Here is a 21,346-nt window from a genome sequence, read left to right as displayed (position 1 = left end):
GAGCGGGGCGCGGTTACAGCGCCTTGCTCATATACCAGATGCCTATCGAGCCCTGGGCGCTGGTGTAGCAGGTCTCGCCACAAATGCTCAATCCCTGACGCTGATAAAAACGTTGGGCGCGGGTGTTGCGTTGCAGCACTTCCAGCCACAGCGTTTTTTGCCGGCGCTCGATGGCCCGCAGCTGCACCTGTTCGTACAGGCGCTGGCCATAGCCGTTGCCGGCATGGCCCGGCAGAAAATAGATTTTCTGCAGCTCTGCGCCGCGGGTTTGCGTTGGCGCCAGCAGGCTGTCGACGTTGAGCCGCGCATAGCCGACGAGGGCGTCATTCTCATAGGCCAACAGCCAGCACACGTCGGGATCGCGCAGCGTCCGTTCCAGTGCGGAGACGGAAAAATCCTCCGCCAGAAAGGCTTCCAGCTCGTGCGGGTAGCGCCACAGCTCACCGAAGTGGGCGCGATAGGTGCGGATGCCGATATCGCGCACCAGGGTTAAATCTTCCAGCAATGCCTGACGAACGGTGAACATCAGTGCCCCTTTGAGTAAGAAAAATTACAGCCGTTGTTCCAGATGCCGGTGAGGCACCATCGCCTGATGCAGAATGGCGAGAACGGTGATGCCGGCAGGGCGGTTGCGGTAGTAGATCCTATGGCTGGCGTAAGGAAAACTGCGTATCTCTTCGCCCAGATCGTGGAAGTGAGCTTTACCCGCTTCCGGCATATCTGCCAAATGATGCATGACCTCTCTCAACTGCTCAAGATAGCGGCGAGATTGCGCTTGGCCCCAGTGCTCGATGGTGAAATGACGAATAGCCAGCAGATCTTGTTGGGCCTGCGGGGTGAGGCGAAACGCGGGCATCTCAGTCTGTTTCATCGGTGAGCAGACGGTTGAAGAAGGCATCGCCGTCTACCGCCTTACCGGCGTCTTCCTCGGCGGTAGCCTGCGCGATTTTTTGCTGCAGTGCGCTTAATTTGAGATCTTCCAGCGCCTGGTAATCTTCTACAGACATGACGACGGCGACCGGTTTGCCGTTGCGATTGATTTGCACCGGTTCACGCTGCGCCTTGAGCAGCAAATCGCCGAATTGGGTTTTGGCCTCGTTCGCGGTGAGTGCGTACATTTAATCGCTCCAGTTAATTAAATCGTTCGATTTAACCATTATACGGCGCGATGAAAAAATCACCAATGCTATTCCGGCGGGCAGGTTTCGTTGGACAGATGCCGCGGCGTTTCACGGCGAAAACCGAGGCCGATGATGCGGCCGAACAGGCGCGGCAGCCAGCGGCTGTTGCCGACGCGGGCGATCAGGCGCGAGCCGCCCGCCGCGCGGCGTTCGCCCGGTTTGCGCTGGCTCATTTTGATCTGCAGAAACTGGATGGCCCGGGTGGGAAATTCGCGCCGGCGCTGCACGCTCAGCAGATGCTTCAGCTGCAGCCGATGCTGGCGCAGCGGCGGGATCAGAGCGTTGGCGGCGGCCACCGCGTCCTGAATCGCCAGGTTGACGCCCACGCCGCCGATCGGCGACATGGCGTGCGCGGCGTCGCCGATGCACAGCACCCCCGGTTTGGCCCAGCGATCCAGACGATCGATGCGAATGCTCAGCAGTTTTACCTGATCCCACTCGACGATCTCCTGCAGGCGATCGTCCTGGAACGGCGCCACCTCGGCGAGGTGCAGCAAAAATTTCTCCAGCCCGCTGCGGCGGATCGCGTCGAAGCTGCCTTTGTCGATCGAATAGCCGCACTGCCAGTAGTCGCCGCGATCGATCATGATGAAGTTCTGTTTCGGCCCGGTGTGGCCCATCGACCAGGCCGGATCGCCCGGCTGCTTGCTGAGCTTCATCCACACTACGTCGCGCGGCGCGCCGAAGGATCGGCTGCTGAGCGCCGCCTGTTCGCGCACCACCGAGTTGCGGCCGTCGGTGCCGATCACCAACTGGCTGCGCACGCGGATCGGGCCTTCCGGCGTGTCGGCCAGCACGCCGCACACCTGGCCGCGGTCGTACAGCAGTTGGTGAACCTGCGTCGAGGTCAGCAGCCTGAAGTTGGGGAAGGCGGCGGCCTGCTGGGCCAAAAAGTTGAGGAACTCCCACTGCGGCATAAAGGCGATAAATTTGCAGCGCGTCGGCAGGCGGGTGAAATCCGCCAGCTTGATGTCGCGCCCGGCGACTTCGGCGTGCAGGGACTCCGCACGCTGGTGCGGCAACGTCAGCAGTTCGTCGAGCAGGCCCAGCTGGTGCATGACTTCCAGCGTCGACGGGTGAATGGTGTCACCGCGAAAATCGCGCAGGAAGTCGGCGTGCTTCTCCAGCACCGTCACATCGATCCCCGCCCGCGCCAGCAGATAGCCGAGCATCAGCCCGGCGGGGCCGCCTCCCACGATGCAGCAGGTGGTGGCGTAAGGTGTGATTGGTGATGACGACATGACGGTTGACCCCGGATAGCGGCCCGCATCCCGCGAGCCGCAAATGAATATGCAATTTTGATAATGATTATCAATATCAAGTTTGGCTGTCAACCCGCGGCGCAGTGTGGTCAAAGGGCGCGGACAGATGGCCGACGCGGAACAGTTGACCGTTTTGCGGCCGCGCCTGCGGCGGTTCACGCCAGACATCCAGCCGCACTAACCGCCACTCGGCGGGATCGAACGCCACGATGGAGGCCAGCGCGCCGGGCGCCGCCTGCTGTTGCCGACGCAGCGCAGGCAGATCGCTGTAGGGGGCGATGGCCCTTTCCTGACAGGTCGCCCAGGCGGCCTCGGCCAGATGAGGACGATCGAAATGCGCCAGCCACGGCAGCCAGTGATTGACGCGCGGCCAGCCGAACGCCTGGCTGAGGCCCCTGAAACCCTCGCCGATCAGAAAGTCGCTCATGCCGGCGCCGCTGTTCCACAGGTAGAAGGGAGCGTAGAGATTCTCGGCGCTGCCTTCGCTGCGCTGCGCGTACAGATAGGCTTTGACGATCAGCTGCGGGCAGGCGTCGAGCCGGTGGCCGACATCGGCGATGCGGCGGCGGACGATCGCCATGTCGTAATCGGCGGGCAGGGTGAAACGGTATTGCATCGCGAGCATAAGGATTCTCCTGAAAGACATTGACCGGGAGAGCGTGACACGCCATCTTTATTAGTAAAATCGGTATTATTTTGATTGATAGTTCAGAAAATCAGGATGGTCAGCATGGGGCGAATCACGTTCGATCTCGAGGATTTACGCAGCTTCGTCACCGGCGTCGAGCTGGGCAGCTTCGCGAAGGCGGCTGAACGGCTGGGGCGTTCGACGTCGGCGGTCAGCGCCCACCTGAAAAAGCTGGAGCAGCAGGTCGGCGCGCCGATCCTGCGCAAGGCCGGACGCGGCATGGTGATGACCGAGGCGGGGGAGACCCTGCTCGGTTACGCGCGCCGCCTGCTGGAGCTCAATGACGAAGCCGCCGCCGCGGTGCGCGGGTTGGATCTGCAGGGCACGGTGCGGCTGGGGCTGCAGGAGGATTTCGGCGAGACGTTTCTGCCGCAGGTGTTGGGCAGCTTCGCGCGCGCCAATCCAAAGGTGAGGATCGAGGCGCGCATCGCGCGTAATGCCGAGCTGATCGACTGGGTGCTGAAAGGCCAGCTGGATCTGTCGCTGGCGTGGGATGGCGGTCTGAGCACGCCGTTTCATCAGGCGCTGGGACAGCGGCAGCTGCACTGGATCGCGTCGCCCGGCTTCGCGCTGGCGCCGTGGCGAGAAGGGGACGAACCCTTGCCGTTGGTGATGTTCGACGCGCCCTGCCTGATGCGCAGCGCGGCGACGCAGGCGCTGGATCGCGCCGGCATTCCCTGGCGCATCGCCTTTAGCAGCCGCAGCCTGAACGGCGTGTGGGCGGCGGTGAGCGCCGGGTTGGGCGTTACGGTACGCACGGCGGCGGGCTTACCGCCCGGCCTGTCGCCGCTGGCCCCCGATCTGCTGCCCGCTCTCGGCCAGCTCGGCGTGGTGCTGCACCGCGCCGAGGATCAGCCTTCGGCCGCCGTGCAGCGGCTGGCGCAGATCGTGGTCGAGCGGATCGAAACCTAATCTTGGGCGATCGGCTGCTTGCCGCTCAGCTGGCCCCATTCGCTCCAGGCGCCGTCATACAACTTGACCTGCGGCGCGCCGAGCGACAGCAGGCCAAACGCCAGCACCGCCGCCGTCACGCCGGAGCCGCAGCTGGTGATGATCGGGCCGTTGATGTCCACCCCCTTGTCGCTGAAGGTTTGGCGCAGCGCCTCCAGCGATTTGAAGCGGCCGTTTTCCAGCAGCTCGCCGTACGGAATGTTGATGCTGCCGGGAATGTGGCCGCGGTGCAGGCCGGGGCGCGGCTCCGGCGCTTCGGCATGGAAACGCGGCGCGGCGCGCGCGTCGAGAATTTGCACCGGCGTGCCTAACGCCTGTTCCACTTGCCGCATATCCACCACCGCGTCGGCGTTGAACCGGGCGTTGAACGTCTGCGGTTCAGGCTGCGCCGGGCCGGTTGCCAGCGCCTGGCCTTGCGCGGTCCAGCCGTTCAGCCCTTCGTCCAGTACGTAAACATGCTGGGCGCCGAAATTGCGGAAGGTCCACCAGCCGCGCGGCGCGGAGAACTGGTTACCCTCATCGTAAATCACCAGGGTATCGCGCTCGCTGATGCCCAGCTTGCCCACCGCCTCGCCAAACTCCGCCGCCGTCGGCAGCATATGCGGCAGCGCGGTGTTTTTGTCCGCCACGTCGTCGATGTCGAAATAGACCGCGCCGGGGATATGGCCGCGTTCGAACTCGGCAAGCATGTCCTTTTTCGGCGTTAGCCCCACCGGCGACATCCGGACGTCGATCACCACCAGATTTTCATCGTTGATATGTTGCGCAAGCCATTGAGGGGTCACCAGAAACGGAGAGTTCATCGTTATTGTTCGCCTGTTGTGAAAACGGATTTTCACTATACACCAGGCCGCGCGGGGATGAAGTATGATGTTCAGTCAAAGGCAATGGGCCGGGAGCGAAGAAATCATGACGGATTGGGCGTTTGGCGGGGCCAAGATCGCACTGTTGTGCGGCGATCTCTTGTTGGTTTACCAACGGGACGACAAACCGGACATTCCGTGGCCCGGCCTGTGGGATCTGCCCGGCGGCGGGCGGGAAAACGGCGAAACGCCGCTGCAGTGCGTGCAGCGGGAGACGCAGGAAGAATTCGGCGTGTCGATCGCCGAACGTCAGGTTGTCTGGCGGCGGCGCTACGACGGCATTCTGCCCGGCTATCCCCCGACCTGGTTCATGGCCGGCGAGATCGCCCCCGCGCAGATCGCCGCCATACGTTTCGGCGACGAGGGACAGCGCTGGCGGATGATGCCGGTGGATCAGTTCATTCATCATCCGCAGGGCATCGACCATCTGCGTCGCCGGGTGGCGGAGTATTGGCGGCGGGGCGGTGGATGACGTTATTTCACCGCGTCGCCAGCCGGTTGATCTGCGCCGGTTCGATGATGCGCAGCGCGCTTTCCCGTCGCGCCACCGCGAGCATCGCCCGCCCGATTCGTTCGGTGCTGCTTACCCGGGCGGGAAACAGCCGCAATGCGCCGCGCCACAGCGGCTTGAACAGCCGATAGGCCAGATCGTAGAGGCGGGTTTTGGAGCGAATGCCGTGCAGCGGCACAATGGCGCCGGGACGGAACATCACCGCGTGGAACGGCAGCGCCAGCAGCGCGTTTTCGGTGGCGCCCTTGACCCTGGCCCACATGCTGCGGCCGCGTTCGCTGCTCTCGGTGCCGAGGCCGGAGACGTAGACGAAGACCATCGACGGATTCAGCGTCGCCAGCGGGCGGGCGGCGGCCAGCGTCAGATCGTAAGTCACCGCGCGATATTCAGCTTCACTCAGGCCGGAGGACGAAATCCCCAGGCAGAAGAAACAGGCGTCGTAGCCGGCGAGCTGCGGCGCCAGCGCCGACAGATCACGCAGATCGGGCAGGGAGAGCTGGCGCAGTTTGGCGTGGCTTTGCGCCAGCGGGCGACGGCCGATGCTGAGTACTTCGCTGACCCGCGGATCGCGCAGGCATTCTCGCAGCGCGCCCTGACCCACCATGCCGCTGGCGCCGAAAATAATCACTTTCATGCTCTGTTCTCCCACTGGCCGGCGGCGCGCTGCGTGCGCCAGCGGCTGGGCGTCAGCGCTTCCCACTGAATAAAGGCGCGGCTGAACGAATTCAGCTCTTCGAATCCCAGCACAAAGGCGATTTCGCCCGGTTCAAGGTCGGTTTCCGCCAGCAATCGGCAGGCGGTGCGGTGCCGGGTTTTGTCCAACAATTGCTGGTAGCTGTAGCCGTGCTGTTGCAAGCGGCGCTGCAGCGTGCGCGGGCTGAGATAGAGTTCAGCGGCCACGCTGTTGACGCTGGGGCGCTGGCCGCGCATGCTGCGGCCGAGGATCGCCATCACCTGCATCGGTAAGTTTTGCTCGGCGCGCACCTCGGCCAACTCGGCCTCCAGCTCCGGCAGCAGCTGCGCCAACATGTCCTGATCATAAGTGATGAGCGGCTGCCGCATCAGCGCGCGATCGAACACCAGCACGTCCTGCGGCGCATCGAATCGCACCGGGCAGCCGAAGTGGCGCAACAGCGGCGAGTGGGGATCGTGACGGCGTGTCACCTCAAGCGCCTTGGGCTGCAGCGGCAAGCCGGTGCCACGGCGGCACAGGGCGGTGATAGAAGCGAACATTGTATCGATCAATAATTCCGGCGTATGGTCTTCGATCATCGTCCAGCGCGTATGCAGCCGTATACTGTCGCCGTCTTCCTCCAGCATCAGTTCTTCCGGGCACACCAACCGTTTGTAGCGCGCGACTTTGCGCAGCGCTTCGCCCATCGTGGCGGAGTGCAGTGCGGCGACTGACGCGATATCGTAATGCTCCGGCGCGACGTCGCCGCCCAGCCGCAGACCAAAGGCGGGATCGTCGCTCAGTTGGGCGAGGGCGCGCCAGACGGCGAAGAACTGGTGGGTGGTCAGCCGCACTTTTATGCGCCGCTCGCTGAGCAGCCCGGCGGGCAAGCCGGCCAACTGACCGACCCGTTCGAGATCGACACCTAGCGCCGCGAGGCGCACCGCCAGCGCGCTGGAAACCGGAATTTGATCGCTGCTCATGGTTGTTGCCTGCCAGTGGTAAGAGAAGGCATTACTCTAAAACAGCCTGTCCGTGCGCCGATAATCCGATCGCGTCAAGATTTAATCTGATTGCGCCAAACTGTCGGCCGGCATCAGCGCCTGGATGGTGGCGCCGACCCGCTGTACCGCCTGTTCGATCTCCGTCGTCAGCGTCGGCGCATAGTTGATGCGCAGGCAGTTGCGATACTTGCCGGCGGCGGAAAAAATGCTGCCGACGGCGATTTGTACGCCTTGCTGTTCAAGATGGCGGTTCAGCCGCAGGGTGTCGAACGCTTCGTCCAGTTCGATCCACAGCATAAAACCGCCGCGCGGCCGGCTGACGCGGGTGCCGGCCGGGAAGTATTTCAGGATCAGATCGGTCATGCGGTCGCGGTTCTGCTGGTAGCGGGCGCGCATGCGCCGCAGGTGCTGCAGATAGTGCCCCCCGCGGATGAATTCGGCGATCGCCAGCTGCGGCTGGGTGGCGGTGGCGCCGGAGCCGATGAACTTCATGTGCAGCACCCGCTCCAGGTAGCGGCCGGGCGCGATCCAGCCCACGCGCAGCCCCGGCGCCAGCGTTTTGGAAAACGAACTGCACAGCAGCACGCGGCCGTCGTCGTCGAATGACTTGATGGTGCGCGGCCGCGGGTAGTGATAGGCGATGTCGCCGTAGACATCGTCTTCGATGATCGCCGCGTCGTGGCGCTGCGCCAGCGTCAGCAGCCGCTGTTTGTGGGCGTCGGGCATGATGTAGCCCAGCGGATTATTGCAGTTGGGCGTCAGCAGGATGGCCTTGACCGGCCACTGTTCCAGCGCCATCTCCAGCGCCGCCAGGCTGACGCCGGTGAGCGGATCGGTGGGGATTTCCAGCGCCTTGATGCCCAGACCTTTCAGCGTCTGCATGGTGCCGTGGAAGCAGGGCGAATCGACCGCCACGATGTCGCCGGGTTGGCAAACGGCGCGCAGCCCGGCGGAGATTGCTTCCTGACAGCCGGTGGTGATCAGCAACTGATCGGGGCCGATTTGGCAGCCGGAGTCCAGCAGCAGACGGGCGACCTGTTCGCGCAGCGCGGCCACGCCCTGAATGCTGTCGTAATACAGGCTGCGCAGGTCGCCGTGGCGGGCGGCGTTGCGCAGGGCGACGATCAGCGGTTTCATCGTCGGTTCGGCGATATCCGGCATGCCGCGCCCCAGCTGGATCAGGCCTTCGCGCGGCCGGCTGCGCACCAGTTCCAGCACCTGCTCCCATTGCGAAATGTCCACCGGCCGCTGCACCGGCGCCGTCATGGCGGGCAGCTCGGCCTGCGCGCGCCGCGTATGCACGAAGTAGCCCGATTTCGGCCGCGCTTCCACCAGGCGCTGTTCCTCGAGCAGCCGGTAGGCTTGCTGCACCGTGCTGATGCTGACGCCGTGCTCCTGGCTCAATGCGCGCACCGAAGGCAGGCGATGGCCGGCCGGATACAACCCTTGCTGAATGCGTTGGCTGAGAATGGCGGCCAGCGTGGCGTAGCGTGTCATACAGAGGCCTCTCATCGGGGGTAAGGATTAAAAACCGGTACAGATACTTTCAAAATAAACCATTCAGCGGGTTTTTTGGCGCAGCTGTATGAAAAAAATAGCACCAGCGTGAATCTGTATTGTTTTTTGCCTGGCGCGCATCATCACTACCAGGCGAAAACATCAGGGGGAATAACAAGATGGCTCTGTTTACTGGCGCGCCGCGGCGGCGCTCATTCGGCGGGTCACGCTGGCGTCTGTATCTGCAACGTTACAGGACGCGAAAAGAATTATTATTGCTGGACGATGCACGGCTGATCGATATTGGTTTGTCGCGTGCAGAAGCGCTGCGTGAAGGATGTAAACCTTTCTGGAAAGAATAGATAAGAGGAAAACCGATGCTGAGAGTCTTGGGCAAGGCTTCATCAATCAACGTGCGCAAAGTGTTATGGACCTGTCAGGAGTTGGGGCTGGCGCTGGAACGGGAAGACTGGGGCAGCGGCTTTCGCTCCACGCAGGAGCCGGCGTTTCTGGCGTTGAATCCCAACGGCCTGGTGCCGGTGCTGATCGACGGCGAGCGGGTGCTGTGGGAGTCGAATACCATTTGCCGCTATCTGGCGGGGCGGGAAGGGCGCCGCGATCTGCTGCCGCAGGAACCCGGCGCGCGCGCGGCGGTGGAGATGTGGATGGACTGGCAGGCCACCGATCTGAACGGCGCCTGGCGCTACGTGTTCATGTCGCGGGTGCGTGGGCATGCGGATTATCAGGATGCCGCCAGCCTGGCCGCCGCCGAGCGCGAATGGAACCGGCTGATGGGCCTGTTGGACGCACATTTGGCGCAGCACGGCCCTTATGCCGCCGGCGCCGCCTTCACGCTGGCGGACGTGGTGCTGGGGCTGTCGCTGAACCGCTGGCTGATGACGCCGTTCGAGCGGCCGAATTATGCGGCGCTGGCGGCCTATCAGCAGCGCCTGCTGCAACGCCCTGGCTACGTGCAGCACGGCGCCAACGGTTTACCGTGATATGAAATAAACGGTTCATTTTATCTTGTCCGGATACGTCCCGTCGTGTCCGAACTTTCCTCGTTGCATCATCCCGTCAATGTTTCATGAACGGCATCACGAATATGAACTTTATTTTCCTGTGTGCTTGTTATTGAAATTTATATTCCATATAAACCCGTTATCAACCGGCGCGTTTCATTGAGCGACGCCTGGTTCTACACAGAATTTCGGTCACGGGAGAAAATGATGAAACAGGTACGCGTTGGGTTAATCGGCACCGGTTATATCGGGCGTTGTCACGCTATCGCCTATGCGCAGGCCGCCACGGTCTTTCCTCTGAAAGGGGAACTGGTGCTGGAGATGCTGGCGGAGGTGACGCCCGAGCTGGCGGCGCAGCGCGCGGCCGAATTCGGCTTTGCGCGTTCGACCGGCGACTGGCGGCAGTTGGTGGCCGATCCGGCGATCGATGTGGTGGACATCTGCGCCCCCAACTTCTTGCACAAAGAGATGGCGCTGGCGGCGATCCGTCACGGCAAGCACGTGTATTCGGAAAAGCCGCTGGCGCTGGACGCCGCCGATGCGGCGGAGATGGTGCAGGCCGCGCGCGCCAAGGGGGTGAAAACGCTGGTCGGTTTTAACTACATGAAAAACCCCACCAGCCAACTGGCGCGCGAAATTATCGCCAACGGCGAAATCGGCGAGGTGGTGCATTTTTACGGCACCCACAATGAGGATTATCTGGCCGATCCGCGCACGCCGATCGATTGGCACTGCCGCCGCGCCAGCGCCGGGTTAGGCGCGCTGGGGGATCTGGCGGCGCACATCGTCAATATGGCGCACTACCTGGTGGGCGATATTGTGGCGGTTTCCGGCGATATGCAGACCGTGATCAAACAGCGCCCGGATCCGCAGGACCCGACGCGGCTGCACCCGGTGGAAAACGAAGATCAGGCCAGCGCGCTGCTGCGTTTCGCCGGCGGGGCGATGGGCACTATCGAAACCTCGCGCATCGCCTGCGGGCGCAAGATGGGGTTGACCTATGTGGTCACCGGCACCAAAGGCACGCTGAGCTATACCCAGGAGCGGATGGCGGAGCTGAAACTGTATCGGCACGATGAACCGGCGGAGCGGCAGGGGTTCAAGACGCTGCTGGTGGGGCCAAAGCACCCGGACTACGCGGCGTTTTGCATCAGCGCCGGGCACGGCATCGGCTTTAACGATCAGAAGACGGTGGAGATCCGCGATCTGGTCAATGGCATCGCCGCGGGCGATCGCATGTGGCCGGACTTTGAAGAGGGCTGGAAGGTGTCGTGCGTGCTGGACGCGATAGCCGCCTCCGCCGAGCAGCGGCGCTGGCTGGAGATCAACCGCGATTGAAAAGGAAATGGCGCTCTCTGCGGACAGCGCCATTAATTTATTATGTTGTTAGCTTAATAGCTTATTAAATTAATTTTATAATAAGTTATTGGCTTGATAACTTAGAACGAGAAGCACGAACAGCCGAAAGCGCCCCAGAAGGCATTCTCATCCGACACCGGGATGCTGGAGCGGCGCGCGATGTCATGCTGGTGCGCGTGCACGCCGCACGGGCCGCAGCATTGATGCGCCTGGCTCACGACCCCGACGCGGGCCGCCGCCGACGGCGGCGCGGAGCGGTAATGGCCCGGCACCTGGGTGACCGGCGACCAGTCCGGCAGCACCGGCAGCGGCGGCGGCGCCAGCGGCGAGAAGCTGCCGGCGGCGTAGACCACTTTGCCGTCCACCACCGTCATCACCGACTCGATGCCTTTGATCTGCTCTTCCGGCACGCTGAAGTAGTCCTGCGACAGCACCGCCAAATCCGCCAGTTGGCCGACCTTGATCTGGCCTTTCTTGCCCTGTTCGGTGGAGAACCAGGCGCTGCCCTGGGTCCACAGCATCAGCGCCGTTTCGCGATCCAGCCGGGCGGTGTCGTCGTACATCGCCATGCCGCCGACGGTGCGGCCGGAGACCAGCCAGTACAGCGCCGTCCACGGGTTGTAGCTGGCGACGCGGGTGGCGTCGGTGCCCAGCCCGACCGGCAGCTCGGCCGCCAGCATTTTCGCCACCGGCGGCGTATGTTTGGTGGCTTCGATGCCGTAGCGGTCGGCGAAATACTCACCCTGGAACGCCATGCGGTGCTGGACCGCAATGCCGCCGCCCAGCGCCTTGACGCGCTCGATATTGCGCTCGGTAATGGTTTCGGCGTGGTCGAACAGCCAGTGCAGGCCGTTGAACGGAATATCGCGGTTCACCTTCTCGAACACGTCCAGCATGCGGCTGATGGATTCGTCATAGGTGGCGTGCAGCCGGAACGGCCAGCGGTGCTCCACCAGATGGCGCACCACCCGCTCCAGTTCGTCTTCGGTGCCCGGCGGCAGATCCGGGCGCGGCTGCAGGAAGTCTTCGAAGTCGGCGGCGGAAAACACCAGCATCTCGCCGGCGCCGTTGTGGCGATAGAAGTCGGTGCCCTGGCCCGGCTTGAGCATGTCGGTCCACAGCTCGAAGTCTTCCAGTTCCTGCTTCGGCCGCTGGGTGAACAGGTTATAGGCGATGCGGATGGTCAGCTGCTTTTTCTCGTGCAGCTCGGCGATCACCTGATAATCCTCCGGGTAGTTCTGGAAACCGCCGCCGGCGTCGATGGCGCTGGTGAGGCCGAGACGGTTCAGCTCACGCATAAACTGGCGGGTGGAGTTGACCTGCTGTTCCAGCGGCAGCTTCGGCCCTTTCGCCAGCGTGGCGTACAGGATCATGGCGTTGGGTTTGGCGATCAGCATGCCGGTCGGGTTGCCGTTGGCGTCGCGCTGGATCTCGCCGCCCGGCGGGTTCGGCGTGTCTTTGGTGTAGCCGACCACCTTCAGCGCTGCGCGGTTGAGCAGCGCGCGATCGTAGAGATGCAGAATAAACACCGGCGTGTCCGGCGCCGCCTGGTTGATTTCGTCCAGCGTCGGCATGCGGCGTTCGGCAAACTGGAACTCGGTCCAGCCGCCGACCACCCGCACCCATTGCGGGCTCGGCGTGCGCAGCGCCTGTTCTTTCAACATGCGCAGCGCGTCGGCCAGCGAGGGCACGCCTTCCCAGCGCAGCTCCAGGTTATAGTTGAGGCCGCCGCGGATCAGGTGCAGGTGCGAGTCGTTCAGGCCCGGAATGGCGGTGTGGCCGTGCAGATCGATCACCTGGGTCTCCGGCCCGGCGTGCTGCATGACTTCGCTTTCGCTGCCGACCGCCAGAAACTTGCCGTCGCGGATGGCGACCGCCTGTGCGGTAGGATTTTGGCGATCGACGGTGTGAAACTTGCCGTTGGTGATGATCAATGAAGCGTGGTGGTTCATAACATTCTCCCAGCGAACCGCCTAGCGGCGGGTCAGCCATTGATGAAAAACGCGAGTCACGATAGGCATCCACAGGTACACCACCAGGGCGACCACGGTGGCGTCATTGAGAAAATGGCCGAGCAGCGTGCCGTCCAGCTGCGGCAGCGCCAGTCCCCAAAACCAGGGCACCAGATTGGTGGAAGGGAAGATCACCAGCAGGGTGATGATGAACTGCTTCCACTGGGGCGGCTGGCGCACGCCGGGGTTGGGCGGGGTAAACCAGAACTCCGCGCCGGGGCGGATCTCGATATGGTCGTTCTCCAGCAACAGCGGAGTGACTTCTTCGATGTATTGCTTGCGCAGCGGCGAGTTGAGCCAGCGGTAGAGATTGTCGAGATTGTCGAAGCGGACCAGCACCGTATAGGCCTGTTCGCTGTCGGATGGGCGGATGACGTTGACGCCCAGATGGCCGGTGAAGCCCGCGGCGTCCGGCATGATGCGGTTCAGCCAGGCCTCATAGGCCTGCTCGTTCCCCGGCGCCAAACGGTGGGTGATCACCAGCGTGACATGCTGCGGATGGGCCATAAAACCGACTCCTGAAAATACCCCGGCGCGGGGCCGGGGCAAGGGGAATTATTTCACCGTGCGGGCCGGTGCGTGGTGCACCATGGTGTAAGCGTAGTCGACGCCCATGCCGTACGCGCCGCTGTGTTCGCGCACCAGCGCCATCACCGCGTCGTAGGTGTCTTTGCGCGCCCAGTCGCGTTGGTACTCCAGCAGCACCTGCTGCCAGGTCACCGGTACGGCGCCGGCTTGCACCATGCGGTCGATCGAACGTTCGTGCGCATCGACGGAGGTGCCGCCGGAGGTGTCGGTCACCACATACACTTCATAGCCGGCTTCCAGCGCCATCAGCGCCGGGAAGGTCAGGCAGACTTCGGTCCACAGTGCGGAGATCACCAGCTTTTTGCGGCCGGTGGCTTCCACGGCTTTGACGAAGGCCGCGTCTTCCCAGGAGTTCATCGAGGTGCGTTCAATCGGGGTGATTTCAGGGTGCACCGCCAGCAGTTCCGGCCAGATATAGCCGCTGAAGCTTTCGGTTTCGACCGAGGTGAAAAGGGTAGGGACGTTGAAAATCTTGCCTGCCTTCGCCAAACCAACAACGTTGTTTTTCAGTTGCTGACGATCAATATTAGCCACGCCGAAGGCCATTTGCGGTTGATGGTCGATAAAAATCAGTGCGGAATTGTCTTTATCAAGCAGTTGAAACTTGGACATAATTTACCTTCCCAGTGATATTTCGGTTGAACATCTGATGAGTGTAACGCCGATAAAACCCATGGTAGGCAGAGGGCGATTTCAAAGATACCGCAGAATTTTTGCCGACTTGTTGAGTTTTTTTATACACGGGAGAAAGCATGAGATTAAACCTGGAAGCGCTGCTGATTTTGGACGCGCTGGACCGGCACGGATCTTTCGCCGCCGCGGCCGCCGCACTGTTTAAAACCCCTTCGGCACTGAGCTATATGGTGCAAAAGCTCGAGAACGATCTCGACATCACCCTGCTGGATCGCTCCGGCCATCGGGCGAAGTTCACCGATACCGGCAAGCTGATGCTGGAAAAGGGGCGGGTGCTGCTGCGGGCGGCACAGGATCTGGAGCAGCAGGCGCGCTATGTGGAGAACGGCTGGGAAAGCGAGATTACGCTTGGGATCGACGCCTCCTTCCCGTTTGCCCGCCTGTTGCCGCTGATCGACGAGTTTTATCGGCAGCATCACCATACCCGGCTGCGTTTCAGCCACGAGGTGCTGGCCGGTTCCTGGGAGTCGCTGGTTTACGGTTGCGCCGACATTATCATCGGCGCCATCTGCGAGCCGCCGTCACGGGTAGGCTATGCGTTCAGCAGGCTGGGGCAGCTGGATTACGTGTTCGCCGTCGCGCCGCAGCATCCGCTGGCGGCATTGCCGGAACCGTTGCCGAAGGACGAAATCCGTCAGCACCGGGCGGTGGTGGTGCGCGACACTTCGCGTGTCAACGCGCCGCAGAGCCTGAATCTGCTGGAAGAGCAGGATACGCTGACGGTCTTCGGTTTCGACGCCAAACTGCAGGCGCAGCTGGCCGGGCTGGGCTGCGGCTATCTGCCGCGCGCCTTGGCGGAACCTTACCTGAACAGCGGCGAACTGGTGGCGAAACGCGTCGAATCGGAACGGTGCAGCGATATCGCCTACTTCGGCTGGCGGGAAAGCGCCAGCGGCCTGGCGGCCAAGTGGTGGCGCGAGCGGCTGCAGCGTTACGCGGATGACGGTGAGGCTTACCCAGCGGCGCAGTGAGGGCCGCTCGATAAGGATAAATCCCCCAATAAGGACATAGGGAATGAAAAAGACACTAAGCCTGTTGGCGTTGTCGCTGCTGAGCGGCTGTGGCGCCGGGGCCGGCCATCAGACCGGCACCCCGTTGCCGCAGACCCCGGCACTGGCCGCAACGCAGCTCAGTTACCCGGAGCGGGTGCATAACGCGGTGAGCCGCGAGCTGCGCTCGCCGGAGCGCGCGCGCGGCCAACGCTGCACCATCAGCATACGGCTGCGGCCGGACGGCAAGCTGGCGAGCAGCAAGATCGTGAGGGGCGATGCGCCCCTGTGCGCGGCGGCCAGCGCGGCGGTGCAGCACGCGCAGTTTCCGCCGATGGCCAACGCCACCGAGTACGCGCTGTTCAACGCCGTGGTGCTCGATTTCGTTCCCTAAAGGGATGTGACCGACGGGCCGCTTGCGCGGCCCGTTTTTTCTCGTCTCGCCGTTTGCGTATTCACGCTTTTCCGCCAATAGTGTTTTCCGGGCATGCATTAAGATGATTTTTCATTGGCCGGCCAACGGGAGAAAAAGGCATGAAAGGCGAGCATCATTATCAGGTGGCGGTCACCTGGCAAGGGAATCTGGGGGCAGGCACGGAAGATTACCGCGCCTATGGGCGCGATCACCTGATCGGCGCCGCGGGCAAGGCAGACATCGCCGGCTCAGCCGATCCGGCCTTCCGCGGTGACGCGACGCGCTGGAATCCGGAAGATTTGCTGGTGGCATCGCTCAGCGCCTGTCACAAATTATGGTATCTGCATCTGTGCGCCACCTCGGGGATTTCGGTGCTGGCCTATCAGGACGATGCCGTGGGGGTGATGCGCGAAGACGCCGCGCGCGGCGGCTTTTTTACCTCGGTGACGCTGCGGCCGCAGGTCACAGTGCGCGATGGCGACGATCTGCAGCTGGCGCAACAGCTTCACGAGAAGGCGCATCACCTGTGCTTTATCGCCAACTCGGTGAATTTCCCGGTGGCGTGTGAGCCGCATGCCGCGTACGCAACCCGCTGAATTTTCACTTAGCTTTGCCATTTTCGTTATTTTGAACGTCGTTACGGCTCACGGATACTGGGGGGAAACTCCCCAACCGCGAGCCGCAGCATGTCCCACGCCCACTATTTGCACCCCGAACAACGCGACCGCATCCGGCGGCTTTATCAGCGTTGGCACTGGCGGCTGGAACTGCCCACCTGGGGGATTATGGCGGCAGTGTACGGCGGCTGGTTCGGCGTGGCGCATTATTGGCAGGCGCTGGGTCCGTGGCTTGGCGCACCGCTGCTGATCCTGCTGACCACCGGGTATATGTCGCTGCAACACGAGCTGATCCACGGCCATCCGACGCGCTGGCCGCGCGTCAATCAGCTGTTCGGCCTGTTGCCGCTGGCGGTGTGGTATCCCTACGGGCTGTATCGGGATTCGCATCTGCGCCATCACCGCAACGACCACCTGACCGATCCGCATGAAGATCCCGAAAGTTACTACTTCAGCGCCGCGCAGTGGCGGCGTTATCCCCGCCTGCTGCCGCTGTTGGCCGCGGTGCGCAATACGCTGATCGGCCGGGTGCTCCTCGGCCCGGCGCTGGATATCGTCACCACGCTGTTCGGCGCAGTGAAGACGCTTGCAGCGGGCGATCTGCGCGCCTGGGCGATGTGGCTGGCGCACCTGTCGCTGTTGGCGGTGCTGCTGTACTGGCTGCAGATGCAGGGCATCGGCGCGGCGTTTTACCTGTTGGCCATCAGCTACCCGGCGCTGGCGCTGACCAAGGTAAGATCGTTTTTTGAGCATCGCGCCGTGGACGCACCGCAGGCACGTTCTATTATTAATGAGGCGGGCTGGCCGTGGCGACTGCTGTTTCTCAATCTGAACTACCATTTAGTGCATCACGATTTGCCCGGCCTGCCCTGGTATGGCCTGCGCGAAGTCTACCTGGCGGAACGCGAGGCGTATCAGCGCCGCAGCCAGGGATTCGTCGCGCAGGGTTATGGCGAGTGGCTGCGCGATTACGCGCTGACGCCGATCGACGTCGGCGTGCATCCGCTGAGCGCCGGCGAACGGCGGGAGGAACGCGGTGCCCGGCCGAAGAAAAAATTTATTGCGCGCTGGAAGCGCGTTTCTCAGGATTTTCCAACCGAACTGGCCCATGAGCCGGAAAACATATAACCAGAGGAAAAGTATGGCAATCACCTTATCACGCGGACGTTCCTTTGCCGTCGCGCTGGCTCTGCTGGCCGCCAGCGGTCTGGCGCAGGCGGCCGACTCGGTGCGCGTCGGCTCCAAGATCGATACCGAAGGTTCTCTGCTCGGCAACATCATCGCGCAGGTACTGGAAGCCAACGGCATCAAAACCACCAACAAGCTGCAGCTCGGCACCACCAAGGTGCTGCGCGGCGCCATCACCTCCGGCGAGATCGACATCTACCCGGAATACACCGGCAACGGCGCATTTTTCTTCTCCGATGAGAAAGATCCGGCGTGGAAGAACGCCCAGGCCGGCTTCGAGAAGGTGAAGCAGCTCGACTACGACAAAAACAAAATCGTCTGGTTGGACGCCGCGCCGGCCAACAATACCTGGACCATCGCCATTCGTCAGGACGTGGCGGACGCCAACCATCTCAAAACGCTGGCGGATCTCGGCAAGTGGATCAACGGCGGCGGCAAGTTCAAGCTGGCGGCCTCGGCGGAATTTATCGAACGGCCGGATGCGCTGCCGGCGTTCCAGAACGCCTACGGCTTCAAACTGAATCAGGATCAGCTACTGTCCCTGGCCGGCGGCGACACTGCGGTGACCATCAAGGCGGCGGCGGAGCAGACCTCCGGCGTCAATGCGGCGATGGCCTACGGCACCGATGGCCCGGTGGCGGCGCTGGGGCTGCAGACGCTGGCGGACCCGAAAGGCGTACAGCCGATCTACGCGCCGGCGCCGATCGTGCGCGAAGCGGCGCTGAAGGCGCACGCCAATCTGCCTGAGCTGCTGAAGCCGGTATTCGCCTCGCTGGACGGGCCGACGCTGCAAAAACTCAACGCGCAGATCGCTGTGGAAGGCCAGGACGCCAAACAGGTGGCGGCCGCTTACCTGAAAGAGAAAGGATTTGTTAAGGGATAACGCCGAGGTGCCCCCTCTTGCTACGGAAGAGGGGGAAAACCGAGGGCGCCGGAGAGTTTCTTTGACTATTGCCGTAAAACATCGCGTCTTGTTAACGCTGTTCGTGCTGTTGCTGCTGGCCGCCTTCGGCCTGCCGTTCCTCAGTTATGCCCCCAATCGTCTGCTGTCGGGTAAAAGCCTGTCCTTATTCTCCCTGCTGCACGGCCCGGCGCTGTGGCTGCTGTTGCCGCTGGCGGCGTTGGCGATCCTCAGCCTGTTGCCGCCGACGCGGGGACGGGCGCTGCTGACGGCGCTGGCCGCCTGCGGGGTGCTGACGCTGGCGTTCTGGATCAGCGGGCAGGCCGCCGGGCGTCTGGCGCAGGAGGGATCGCGCCTGGCGCGCACCTCCTGGGGCAGCGGCTGCTGGCTGACGATGGCGCTGAGCCTGCTGATCGCCGCCGACGCCATGACGCGCCTCACCGCGTCGCATCTGCGGCGGATGCTGGGCAACGCGCTGGTGCTGGTGCCGCCGGCGCTGCTGCTGTTCGGCCATCAGCTCGATCAGCTGTCGCTGCTGAAGGAGTACCATAATCGGCAGGAGGTGTTTGACGCCGCGTTGTTCCAGCATCTGACCATTCTGCTGGCGACGATGGCCCCGGCGCTGACGATCGGCGTGCCGCTCGGGGTGCTGTGCTTTCGTTCCGAACGCTGGCAGCGGCCGATTTTCTCCGCGCTGAACATTATCCAGACTGTGCCGTCCATCGCGCTGTTCGGCCTGCTGATCGCGCCGTTGGCGGGGCTGGCGACGGCGGTGCCCTGGCTGGCGGAGCACGGCGTCAGCGGTATCGGCATGGCGCCGGCGATCGTGGCGCTGGTGCTGTACGCGCTGTTGCCGCTGGTGCGCAGCGTGGTGGCGGGGCTGCAAAGCGTGCCGGCCGGTGTGATTGAGTCCGCCACCGGCATGGGGTTGACGCGCGGGCAGATCTTCCTGCGCGTGCAGCTGCCGTTGGCGCTGCCGCTATTCCTGACCGGCGTGCGCATTCTGGCGGTGCAGACCGTCGGCATGGCGGTGGTAGCGGCGCTGATCGGCGCCGGCGGTTTTGGCGCCATCGTTTTTCAGGGGCTGCTCAGCAGCGCGCTGGATCTGGTTCTGCTGGGGGTGATCCCGGTGGTCATGATGGCGGTCATCGTCGATTCGCTGTTTAAATTTTGGGTTTCAATCCTGGACGTATCGCGCCGATGATTCACTTTGAGCAAGTCAGTAAAATTTTTCAGGGCAAGCCGGCGGTCGACGATCTCACGCTGCACATCGCCGAGGGTGAATTCACCGTGTTGATCGGCACCTCGGGTTCCGGCAAGTCCACGACGTTAAAAATGATCAATCGCCTGATCGAACACGATCGGGGCAAGATCCTCTTTGCCGGCGAAGAGATCCAGTCGTTCAAACCGCAGGATCTGCGGCGGCGCATGGGCTATGCGATCCAATCGATCGGTCTGTTCCCGCACTGGACGGTGGAGGAGAACATCGCCACCGTGCCGCAGTTGCTGAAATGGCCGCGCGCGCGCATTCGCGATCGGGTTACCGAGCTGTTGGAGCTGCTGCATCTGGAGCCGGATCTGTTTCGCCGCCGCTATCCGCACCAGCTGTCCGGCGGGCAGCAGCAGCGGGTGGGGGTGGCGCGCGCGCTGGCGGCCGATCCCGAGGTGTTGCTGATGGACGAACCGTTCGGCGCGCTGGATCCGGTCACCCGAGCGGCGCTGCAGGCGGAGATCGCGCGCATCCATCAGCTCTCCGGCCGCACCATTGTGCTGGTGACGCACGACATCGACGAGGCGTTGGGCTTGGCGGATCGCCTGGTGTTGCTCGATCAGGGGCGGGTGGTGCAACAGGGCACGCCGCTGACGCTGTTGACTGCACCGGCCAACGACTTCGTGCGCGATTTCTTCGGGCGCAGCGATCGCGGCATCAAGCTGCTGTCGCTGGGTACGGTGGCGGAGCGGGTGCGGCCCGGCGTCGCCGGGGGCGAGCCGATCGCCGCCGCCATGAGTCTGCGCGAGGCGCTGTCGGTGTTTGTGGCGCGCGGCAGCGACTGCCTGCCGGTGGTGGATGAACGGGGCGAAGCGTTGGGGGTGTTGCATTTCAACGATCTGATCGCCGGGCAGGCGCTGTCATGAGCGGGCGCATCGGGCGCCTGCTGCGCGATCCGTTGCCCTGGACGCTGGCGCTGCTGTTGGCGCTGGTGTTCGGCATGGATCATCTGCGCGGCTTGTTCGCCGCCTGGTTCCCCGATCTGGAGCGGCCCATTTATCAGCAGGACAGCTTTATCGCGCTGGTGGGGGCGCACCTGTCGCTGGTGGCGATCTCCAGCCTGATCGCGGTGGCGATCGGCGTGGCGGCGGGCGTGGCTGTGACCCGACGCAGCGGCCGGGAATTTCGTTCGCTGGTAGAAACGGTGGTGGCGGTGGGGCAGACCTTCCCGCCGGTGGCGGTGTTGGCGGTGGCGGTGCCGGTGATGGGCTTCAGCGAACAGCCGGCGATCATCGCGCTGGTGCTGTACGGCCTGCTGCCGATCCTGCAGGGCACGCTGGCGGGCATCGAATCGGTGCCGCCCGCCACGCGCGAGATCGCCCGCGGCGTGGGGATGAGCGCCTGGCAAATACTGTGGCGGGTTGAACTGCCGCTGGCGGCGCCGGTGATTGTCGCCGGGATCCGCACCTCGGTGATCATCAACATCGGCACGGCGGCCATCGCTTCCACCGTCGGCACCAAGACGCTCGGCTCGCCGATCATCATCGGCCTGAGCGGGTTTAACACCGCCTATGTGATCCAGGGCGCGGCGGTCGTGGCGCTGTTGGCTATTATCACCGATATGCTGTTCGAACGTTGGGTGCGTTATCTCACCGCCTGGCGTCAGCAGACGCTGGCGGCCACTTCGGCGGGGTAAGGGGGAAATGATGCAGGTGTCTCTAC

The 21,346-nt window shown here is 63.3% G+C and carries 25 protein-coding genes; 13 read left to right on the top strand and 12 right to left on the bottom strand.

Translation table 11 applies throughout. The features are described from left to right. Positions 1-13 precede the first annotated feature (13 nt). From CRO23_RS17185 to CRO23_RS17165, 5 genes are all read right to left on the bottom strand, one after another. The gene (locus tag CRO23_RS17185) at positions 14-526 is read right to left on the bottom strand and encodes a GNAT family N-acetyltransferase (RefSeq protein WP_016928578.1); all 513 of its coding nucleotides are present in this window, start codon (positions 524-526) and stop codon (positions 14-16) included. A 24-nt stretch (positions 527-550) separates the two neighbouring features. Next, entirely contained in the window at positions 551-856 is a 306-nt protein-coding gene (locus tag CRO23_RS17180) for a type II toxin-antitoxin system RelE/ParE family toxin (protein WP_028127915.1), read from the bottom strand. Position 857: 1 nt separating this feature from the next. Continuing rightward, positions 858-1,118, bottom strand: coding sequence for a type II toxin-antitoxin system Phd/YefM family antitoxin (locus tag CRO23_RS17175; RefSeq protein WP_016928576.1), 261 nt, complete (start codon positions 1,116-1,118; stop codon positions 858-860). A gap of 68 nt (positions 1,119-1,186) precedes the next feature. Beyond that, complete coding sequence (locus tag CRO23_RS17170) at positions 1,187-2,422, bottom strand: FAD-dependent oxidoreductase (protein ID WP_028128268.1); 1,236 nt, start codon at positions 2,420-2,422, stop codon at positions 1,187-1,189. Between the two features lie 76 nt (positions 2,423-2,498). Further along, a complete protein-coding gene (locus CRO23_RS17165) occupies positions 2,499-3,068 on the bottom strand; it encodes a DUF4865 family protein (RefSeq protein WP_016928574.1) in 570 nt (189 codons plus the stop codon). 105 nt (positions 3,069-3,173) lie between these two features. On the opposite strand from CRO23_RS17165, the gene CRO23_RS17160 reads away from it, so the two are divergent. Then, entirely contained in the window at positions 3,174-4,043 is an 870-nt protein-coding gene (locus CRO23_RS17160; RefSeq protein WP_016928573.1) for a LysR substrate-binding domain-containing protein, read from the top strand. Here CRO23_RS17160 and sseA read toward each other — a convergent pair. After that, positions 4,040-4,885: a 3-mercaptopyruvate sulfurtransferase gene (gene sseA, locus CRO23_RS17155; protein ID WP_033640962.1), complete on the bottom strand. Its 846-nt coding sequence runs from the start codon at positions 4,883-4,885 to the stop codon at positions 4,040-4,042. The genes CRO23_RS17160 and sseA overlap by 4 nt on opposite strands. A 106-nt stretch (positions 4,886-4,991) precedes the next feature. Here sseA and CRO23_RS17150 point away from each other — a divergent pair, with 106 nt between their 5' ends. Then, positions 4,992-5,417 (top strand): NUDIX hydrolase, encoded by a 426-nt coding sequence (locus CRO23_RS17150; protein ID WP_079451043.1) that lies wholly within the window; start codon positions 4,992-4,994, stop codon positions 5,415-5,417. 7 nt (positions 5,418-5,424) lie between these two features. Here the strand turns inward: CRO23_RS17150 and CRO23_RS17145 are convergent, their stop codons facing one another. The 3 genes from CRO23_RS17145 to CRO23_RS17135 all read right to left on the bottom strand — a co-directional run bounded on the left by CRO23_RS17145 (position 5,425) and on the right by CRO23_RS17135 (position 8,630). Continuing rightward, positions 5,425-6,090 (bottom strand): epimerase, encoded by a 666-nt coding sequence (locus CRO23_RS17145; RefSeq protein WP_097102539.1) that lies wholly within the window; start codon positions 6,088-6,090, stop codon positions 5,425-5,427. Then, the gene (locus CRO23_RS17140; RefSeq protein WP_016928569.1) at positions 6,087-7,112 is read right to left on the bottom strand and encodes an AraC family transcriptional regulator; all 1,026 of its coding nucleotides are present in this window, start codon (positions 7,110-7,112) and stop codon (positions 6,087-6,089) included. The genes CRO23_RS17145 and CRO23_RS17140 overlap by 4 nt, the downstream gene beginning before the upstream one ends. A gap of 81 nt (positions 7,113-7,193) precedes the next feature. Beyond that, a complete protein-coding gene (locus CRO23_RS17135) occupies positions 7,194-8,630 on the bottom strand; it encodes an aminotransferase-like domain-containing protein (RefSeq protein ID WP_033640960.1) in 1,437 nt (478 codons plus the stop codon). A gap of 179 nt (positions 8,631-8,809) precedes the next feature. Between CRO23_RS17135 and CRO23_RS17130 the strand changes: the two genes are divergently transcribed. The 3 genes from CRO23_RS17130 to CRO23_RS17120 all read left to right on the top strand — a co-directional run bounded on the left by CRO23_RS17130 (position 8,810) and on the right by CRO23_RS17120 (position 10,990). Next, positions 8,810-8,992, top strand: a complete 183-nt coding sequence (locus CRO23_RS17130; protein WP_016928567.1) for a DUF1127 domain-containing protein — start codon at positions 8,810-8,812, stop codon at positions 8,990-8,992. A 15-nt stretch (positions 8,993-9,007) separates the two neighbouring features. Beyond that, positions 9,008-9,631, top strand: coding sequence for a glutathione S-transferase family protein (locus CRO23_RS17125; RefSeq protein WP_016928566.1), 624 nt, complete (start codon positions 9,008-9,010; stop codon positions 9,629-9,631). Between the two features lie 228 nt (positions 9,632-9,859). Further along, positions 9,860-10,990, top strand: coding sequence for a Gfo/Idh/MocA family protein (locus CRO23_RS17120; RefSeq protein ID WP_033640958.1), 1,131 nt, complete (start codon positions 9,860-9,862; stop codon positions 10,988-10,990). A 101-nt stretch (positions 10,991-11,091) separates the two neighbouring features. Here the strand turns inward: CRO23_RS17120 and CRO23_RS17115 are convergent, their stop codons facing one another. From CRO23_RS17115 to CRO23_RS17105, 3 genes are read right to left on the bottom strand one after another with little or no spacing between them, the layout of a single operon-like run. Beyond that, the gene (locus tag CRO23_RS17115) at positions 11,092-12,963 is read right to left on the bottom strand and encodes an amidohydrolase (RefSeq protein ID WP_097102537.1); all 1,872 of its coding nucleotides are present in this window, start codon (positions 12,961-12,963) and stop codon (positions 11,092-11,094) included. Positions 12,964-12,984: 21 nt separating this feature from the next. Further along, the gene (locus tag CRO23_RS17110; RefSeq protein ID WP_033640957.1) at positions 12,985-13,530 is read right to left on the bottom strand and encodes an antibiotic biosynthesis monooxygenase; all 546 of its coding nucleotides are present in this window, start codon (positions 13,528-13,530) and stop codon (positions 12,985-12,987) included. A gap of 48 nt (positions 13,531-13,578) precedes the next feature. Continuing rightward, complete coding sequence (locus CRO23_RS17105; RefSeq protein WP_004939390.1) at positions 13,579-14,223, bottom strand: hydrolase; 645 nt, start codon at positions 14,221-14,223, stop codon at positions 13,579-13,581. Between the two features lie 140 nt (positions 14,224-14,363). Between CRO23_RS17105 and CRO23_RS17100 the strand changes: the two genes are divergently transcribed. The 8 genes from CRO23_RS17100 (at position 14,364) to CRO23_RS17065 (ending at position 21,320) form a co-directional block, all read left to right on the top strand. Continuing rightward, positions 14,364-15,275 carry a LysR substrate-binding domain-containing protein gene (locus CRO23_RS17100; RefSeq protein ID WP_079449514.1) on the top strand — a complete coding sequence of 304 codons (912 nt, stop codon included), beginning with the start codon at positions 14,364-14,366 and terminating at the stop codon, positions 15,273-15,275. 43 nt (positions 15,276-15,318) lie between these two features. Next, a complete protein-coding gene (locus CRO23_RS17095) occupies positions 15,319-15,687 on the top strand; it encodes a cell envelope integrity protein TolA (RefSeq protein WP_097102535.1) in 369 nt (122 codons plus the stop codon). A 140-nt stretch (positions 15,688-15,827) separates the two neighbouring features. Beyond that, the gene (locus CRO23_RS17090; RefSeq protein ID WP_016928560.1) at positions 15,828-16,304 is read left to right on the top strand and encodes an OsmC family protein; all 477 of its coding nucleotides are present in this window, start codon (positions 15,828-15,830) and stop codon (positions 16,302-16,304) included. Between the two features lie 90 nt (positions 16,305-16,394). After that, a complete protein-coding gene (locus CRO23_RS17085; RefSeq protein WP_016928559.1) occupies positions 16,395-17,453 on the top strand; it encodes a fatty acid desaturase in 1,059 nt (352 codons plus the stop codon). A gap of 13 nt (positions 17,454-17,466) precedes the next feature. Further along, the gene (osmF, locus tag CRO23_RS17080) at positions 17,467-18,396 is read left to right on the top strand and encodes a glycine betaine ABC transporter substrate-binding protein OsmF (protein WP_079450954.1); all 930 of its coding nucleotides are present in this window, start codon (positions 17,467-17,469) and stop codon (positions 18,394-18,396) included. Between the two features lie 61 nt (positions 18,397-18,457). After that, positions 18,458-19,618, top strand: coding sequence for an ABC transporter permease (locus CRO23_RS17075; RefSeq protein WP_097102533.1), 1,161 nt, complete (start codon positions 18,458-18,460; stop codon positions 19,616-19,618). Then, complete coding sequence (locus CRO23_RS17070) at positions 19,615-20,550, top strand: ABC transporter ATP-binding protein (protein ID WP_016928556.1); 936 nt, start codon at positions 19,615-19,617, stop codon at positions 20,548-20,550. Before CRO23_RS17075 ends, CRO23_RS17070 begins: the two co-directional genes overlap by 4 nt. Beyond that, entirely contained in the window at positions 20,547-21,320 is a 774-nt protein-coding gene (locus CRO23_RS17065; RefSeq protein ID WP_016928555.1) for an ABC transporter permease, read from the top strand. Before CRO23_RS17070 ends, CRO23_RS17065 begins: the two co-directional genes overlap by 4 nt. Positions 21,321-21,346: the final 26 nt, after the last annotated feature.

Origin of the sequence: Serratia sp. JKS296 (assembly GCF_900215445.1) — a bacterium.
In the GTDB taxonomy this organism is placed as follows: Bacteria; Pseudomonadota; Gammaproteobacteria; order Enterobacterales; family Enterobacteriaceae; genus Serratia; species Serratia marcescens.
The sequence above is the reverse complement of the archived record's forward strand: the minus strand, read 5'-3'. Positions and strand labels throughout refer to the sequence as shown.

Excerpts from the sequence above, each read along its gene's own strand:
- CRO23_RS17185 (WP_016928578.1), bottom strand. The coding sequence starts at position 526 with ATGTTCACCGTTCGTCAGGCATTGCTGGAAGATTTAACCCTGGTGCGC.
- CRO23_RS17180 (WP_028127915.1), bottom strand. The coding sequence starts at position 856 with ATGCCCGCGTTTCGCCTCACCCCGCAGGCCCAACAAGATCTGCTGGCT.
- CRO23_RS17175 (WP_016928576.1), bottom strand. The coding sequence starts at position 1,118 with ATGTACGCACTCACCGCGAACGAGGCCAAAACCCAATTCGGCGATTTG.
- CRO23_RS17170 (WP_028128268.1), bottom strand. The coding sequence starts at position 2,422 with ATGTCGTCATCACCAATCACACCTTACGCCACCACCTGCTGCATCGTG.
- CRO23_RS17165 (WP_016928574.1), bottom strand. The coding sequence starts at position 3,068 with ATGCTCGCGATGCAATACCGTTTCACCCTGCCCGCCGATTACGACATG.
- CRO23_RS17160 (WP_016928573.1), top strand. The coding sequence starts at position 3,174 with ATGGGGCGAATCACGTTCGATCTCGAGGATTTACGCAGCTTCGTCACC.
- sseA (WP_033640962.1), bottom strand. The coding sequence starts at position 4,885 with ATGAACTCTCCGTTTCTGGTGACCCCTCAATGGCTTGCGCAACATATC.
- CRO23_RS17150 (WP_079451043.1), top strand. The coding sequence starts at position 4,992 with ATGACGGATTGGGCGTTTGGCGGGGCCAAGATCGCACTGTTGTGCGGC.
- CRO23_RS17145 (WP_097102539.1), bottom strand. The coding sequence starts at position 6,090 with ATGAAAGTGATTATTTTCGGCGCCAGCGGCATGGTGGGTCAGGGCGCG.
- CRO23_RS17140 (WP_016928569.1), bottom strand. The coding sequence starts at position 7,112 with ATGAGCAGCGATCAAATTCCGGTTTCCAGCGCGCTGGCGGTGCGCCTC.
- CRO23_RS17135 (WP_033640960.1), bottom strand. The coding sequence starts at position 8,630 with ATGACACGCTACGCCACGCTGGCCGCCATTCTCAGCCAACGCATTCAG.
- CRO23_RS17130 (WP_016928567.1), top strand. The coding sequence starts at position 8,810 with ATGGCTCTGTTTACTGGCGCGCCGCGGCGGCGCTCATTCGGCGGGTCA.
- CRO23_RS17125 (WP_016928566.1), top strand. The coding sequence starts at position 9,008 with ATGCTGAGAGTCTTGGGCAAGGCTTCATCAATCAACGTGCGCAAAGTG.
- CRO23_RS17120 (WP_033640958.1), top strand. The coding sequence starts at position 9,860 with ATGAAACAGGTACGCGTTGGGTTAATCGGCACCGGTTATATCGGGCGT.
- CRO23_RS17115 (WP_097102537.1), bottom strand. The coding sequence starts at position 12,963 with ATGAACCACCACGCTTCATTGATCATCACCAACGGCAAGTTTCACACC.
- CRO23_RS17110 (WP_033640957.1), bottom strand. The coding sequence starts at position 13,530 with ATGGCCCATCCGCAGCATGTCACGCTGGTGATCACCCACCGTTTGGCG.
- CRO23_RS17105 (WP_004939390.1), bottom strand. The coding sequence starts at position 14,223 with ATGTCCAAGTTTCAACTGCTTGATAAAGACAATTCCGCACTGATTTTT.
- CRO23_RS17100 (WP_079449514.1), top strand. The coding sequence starts at position 14,364 with ATGAGATTAAACCTGGAAGCGCTGCTGATTTTGGACGCGCTGGACCGG.
- CRO23_RS17095 (WP_097102535.1), top strand. The coding sequence starts at position 15,319 with ATGAAAAAGACACTAAGCCTGTTGGCGTTGTCGCTGCTGAGCGGCTGT.
- CRO23_RS17090 (WP_016928560.1), top strand. The coding sequence starts at position 15,828 with ATGAAAGGCGAGCATCATTATCAGGTGGCGGTCACCTGGCAAGGGAAT.
- CRO23_RS17085 (WP_016928559.1), top strand. The coding sequence starts at position 16,395 with ATGTCCCACGCCCACTATTTGCACCCCGAACAACGCGACCGCATCCGG.
- osmF (WP_079450954.1), top strand. The coding sequence starts at position 17,467 with ATGGCAATCACCTTATCACGCGGACGTTCCTTTGCCGTCGCGCTGGCT.
- CRO23_RS17070 (WP_016928556.1), top strand. The coding sequence starts at position 19,615 with ATGATTCACTTTGAGCAAGTCAGTAAAATTTTTCAGGGCAAGCCGGCG.
- CRO23_RS17065 (WP_016928555.1), top strand. The coding sequence starts at position 20,547 with ATGAGCGGGCGCATCGGGCGCCTGCTGCGCGATCCGTTGCCCTGGACG.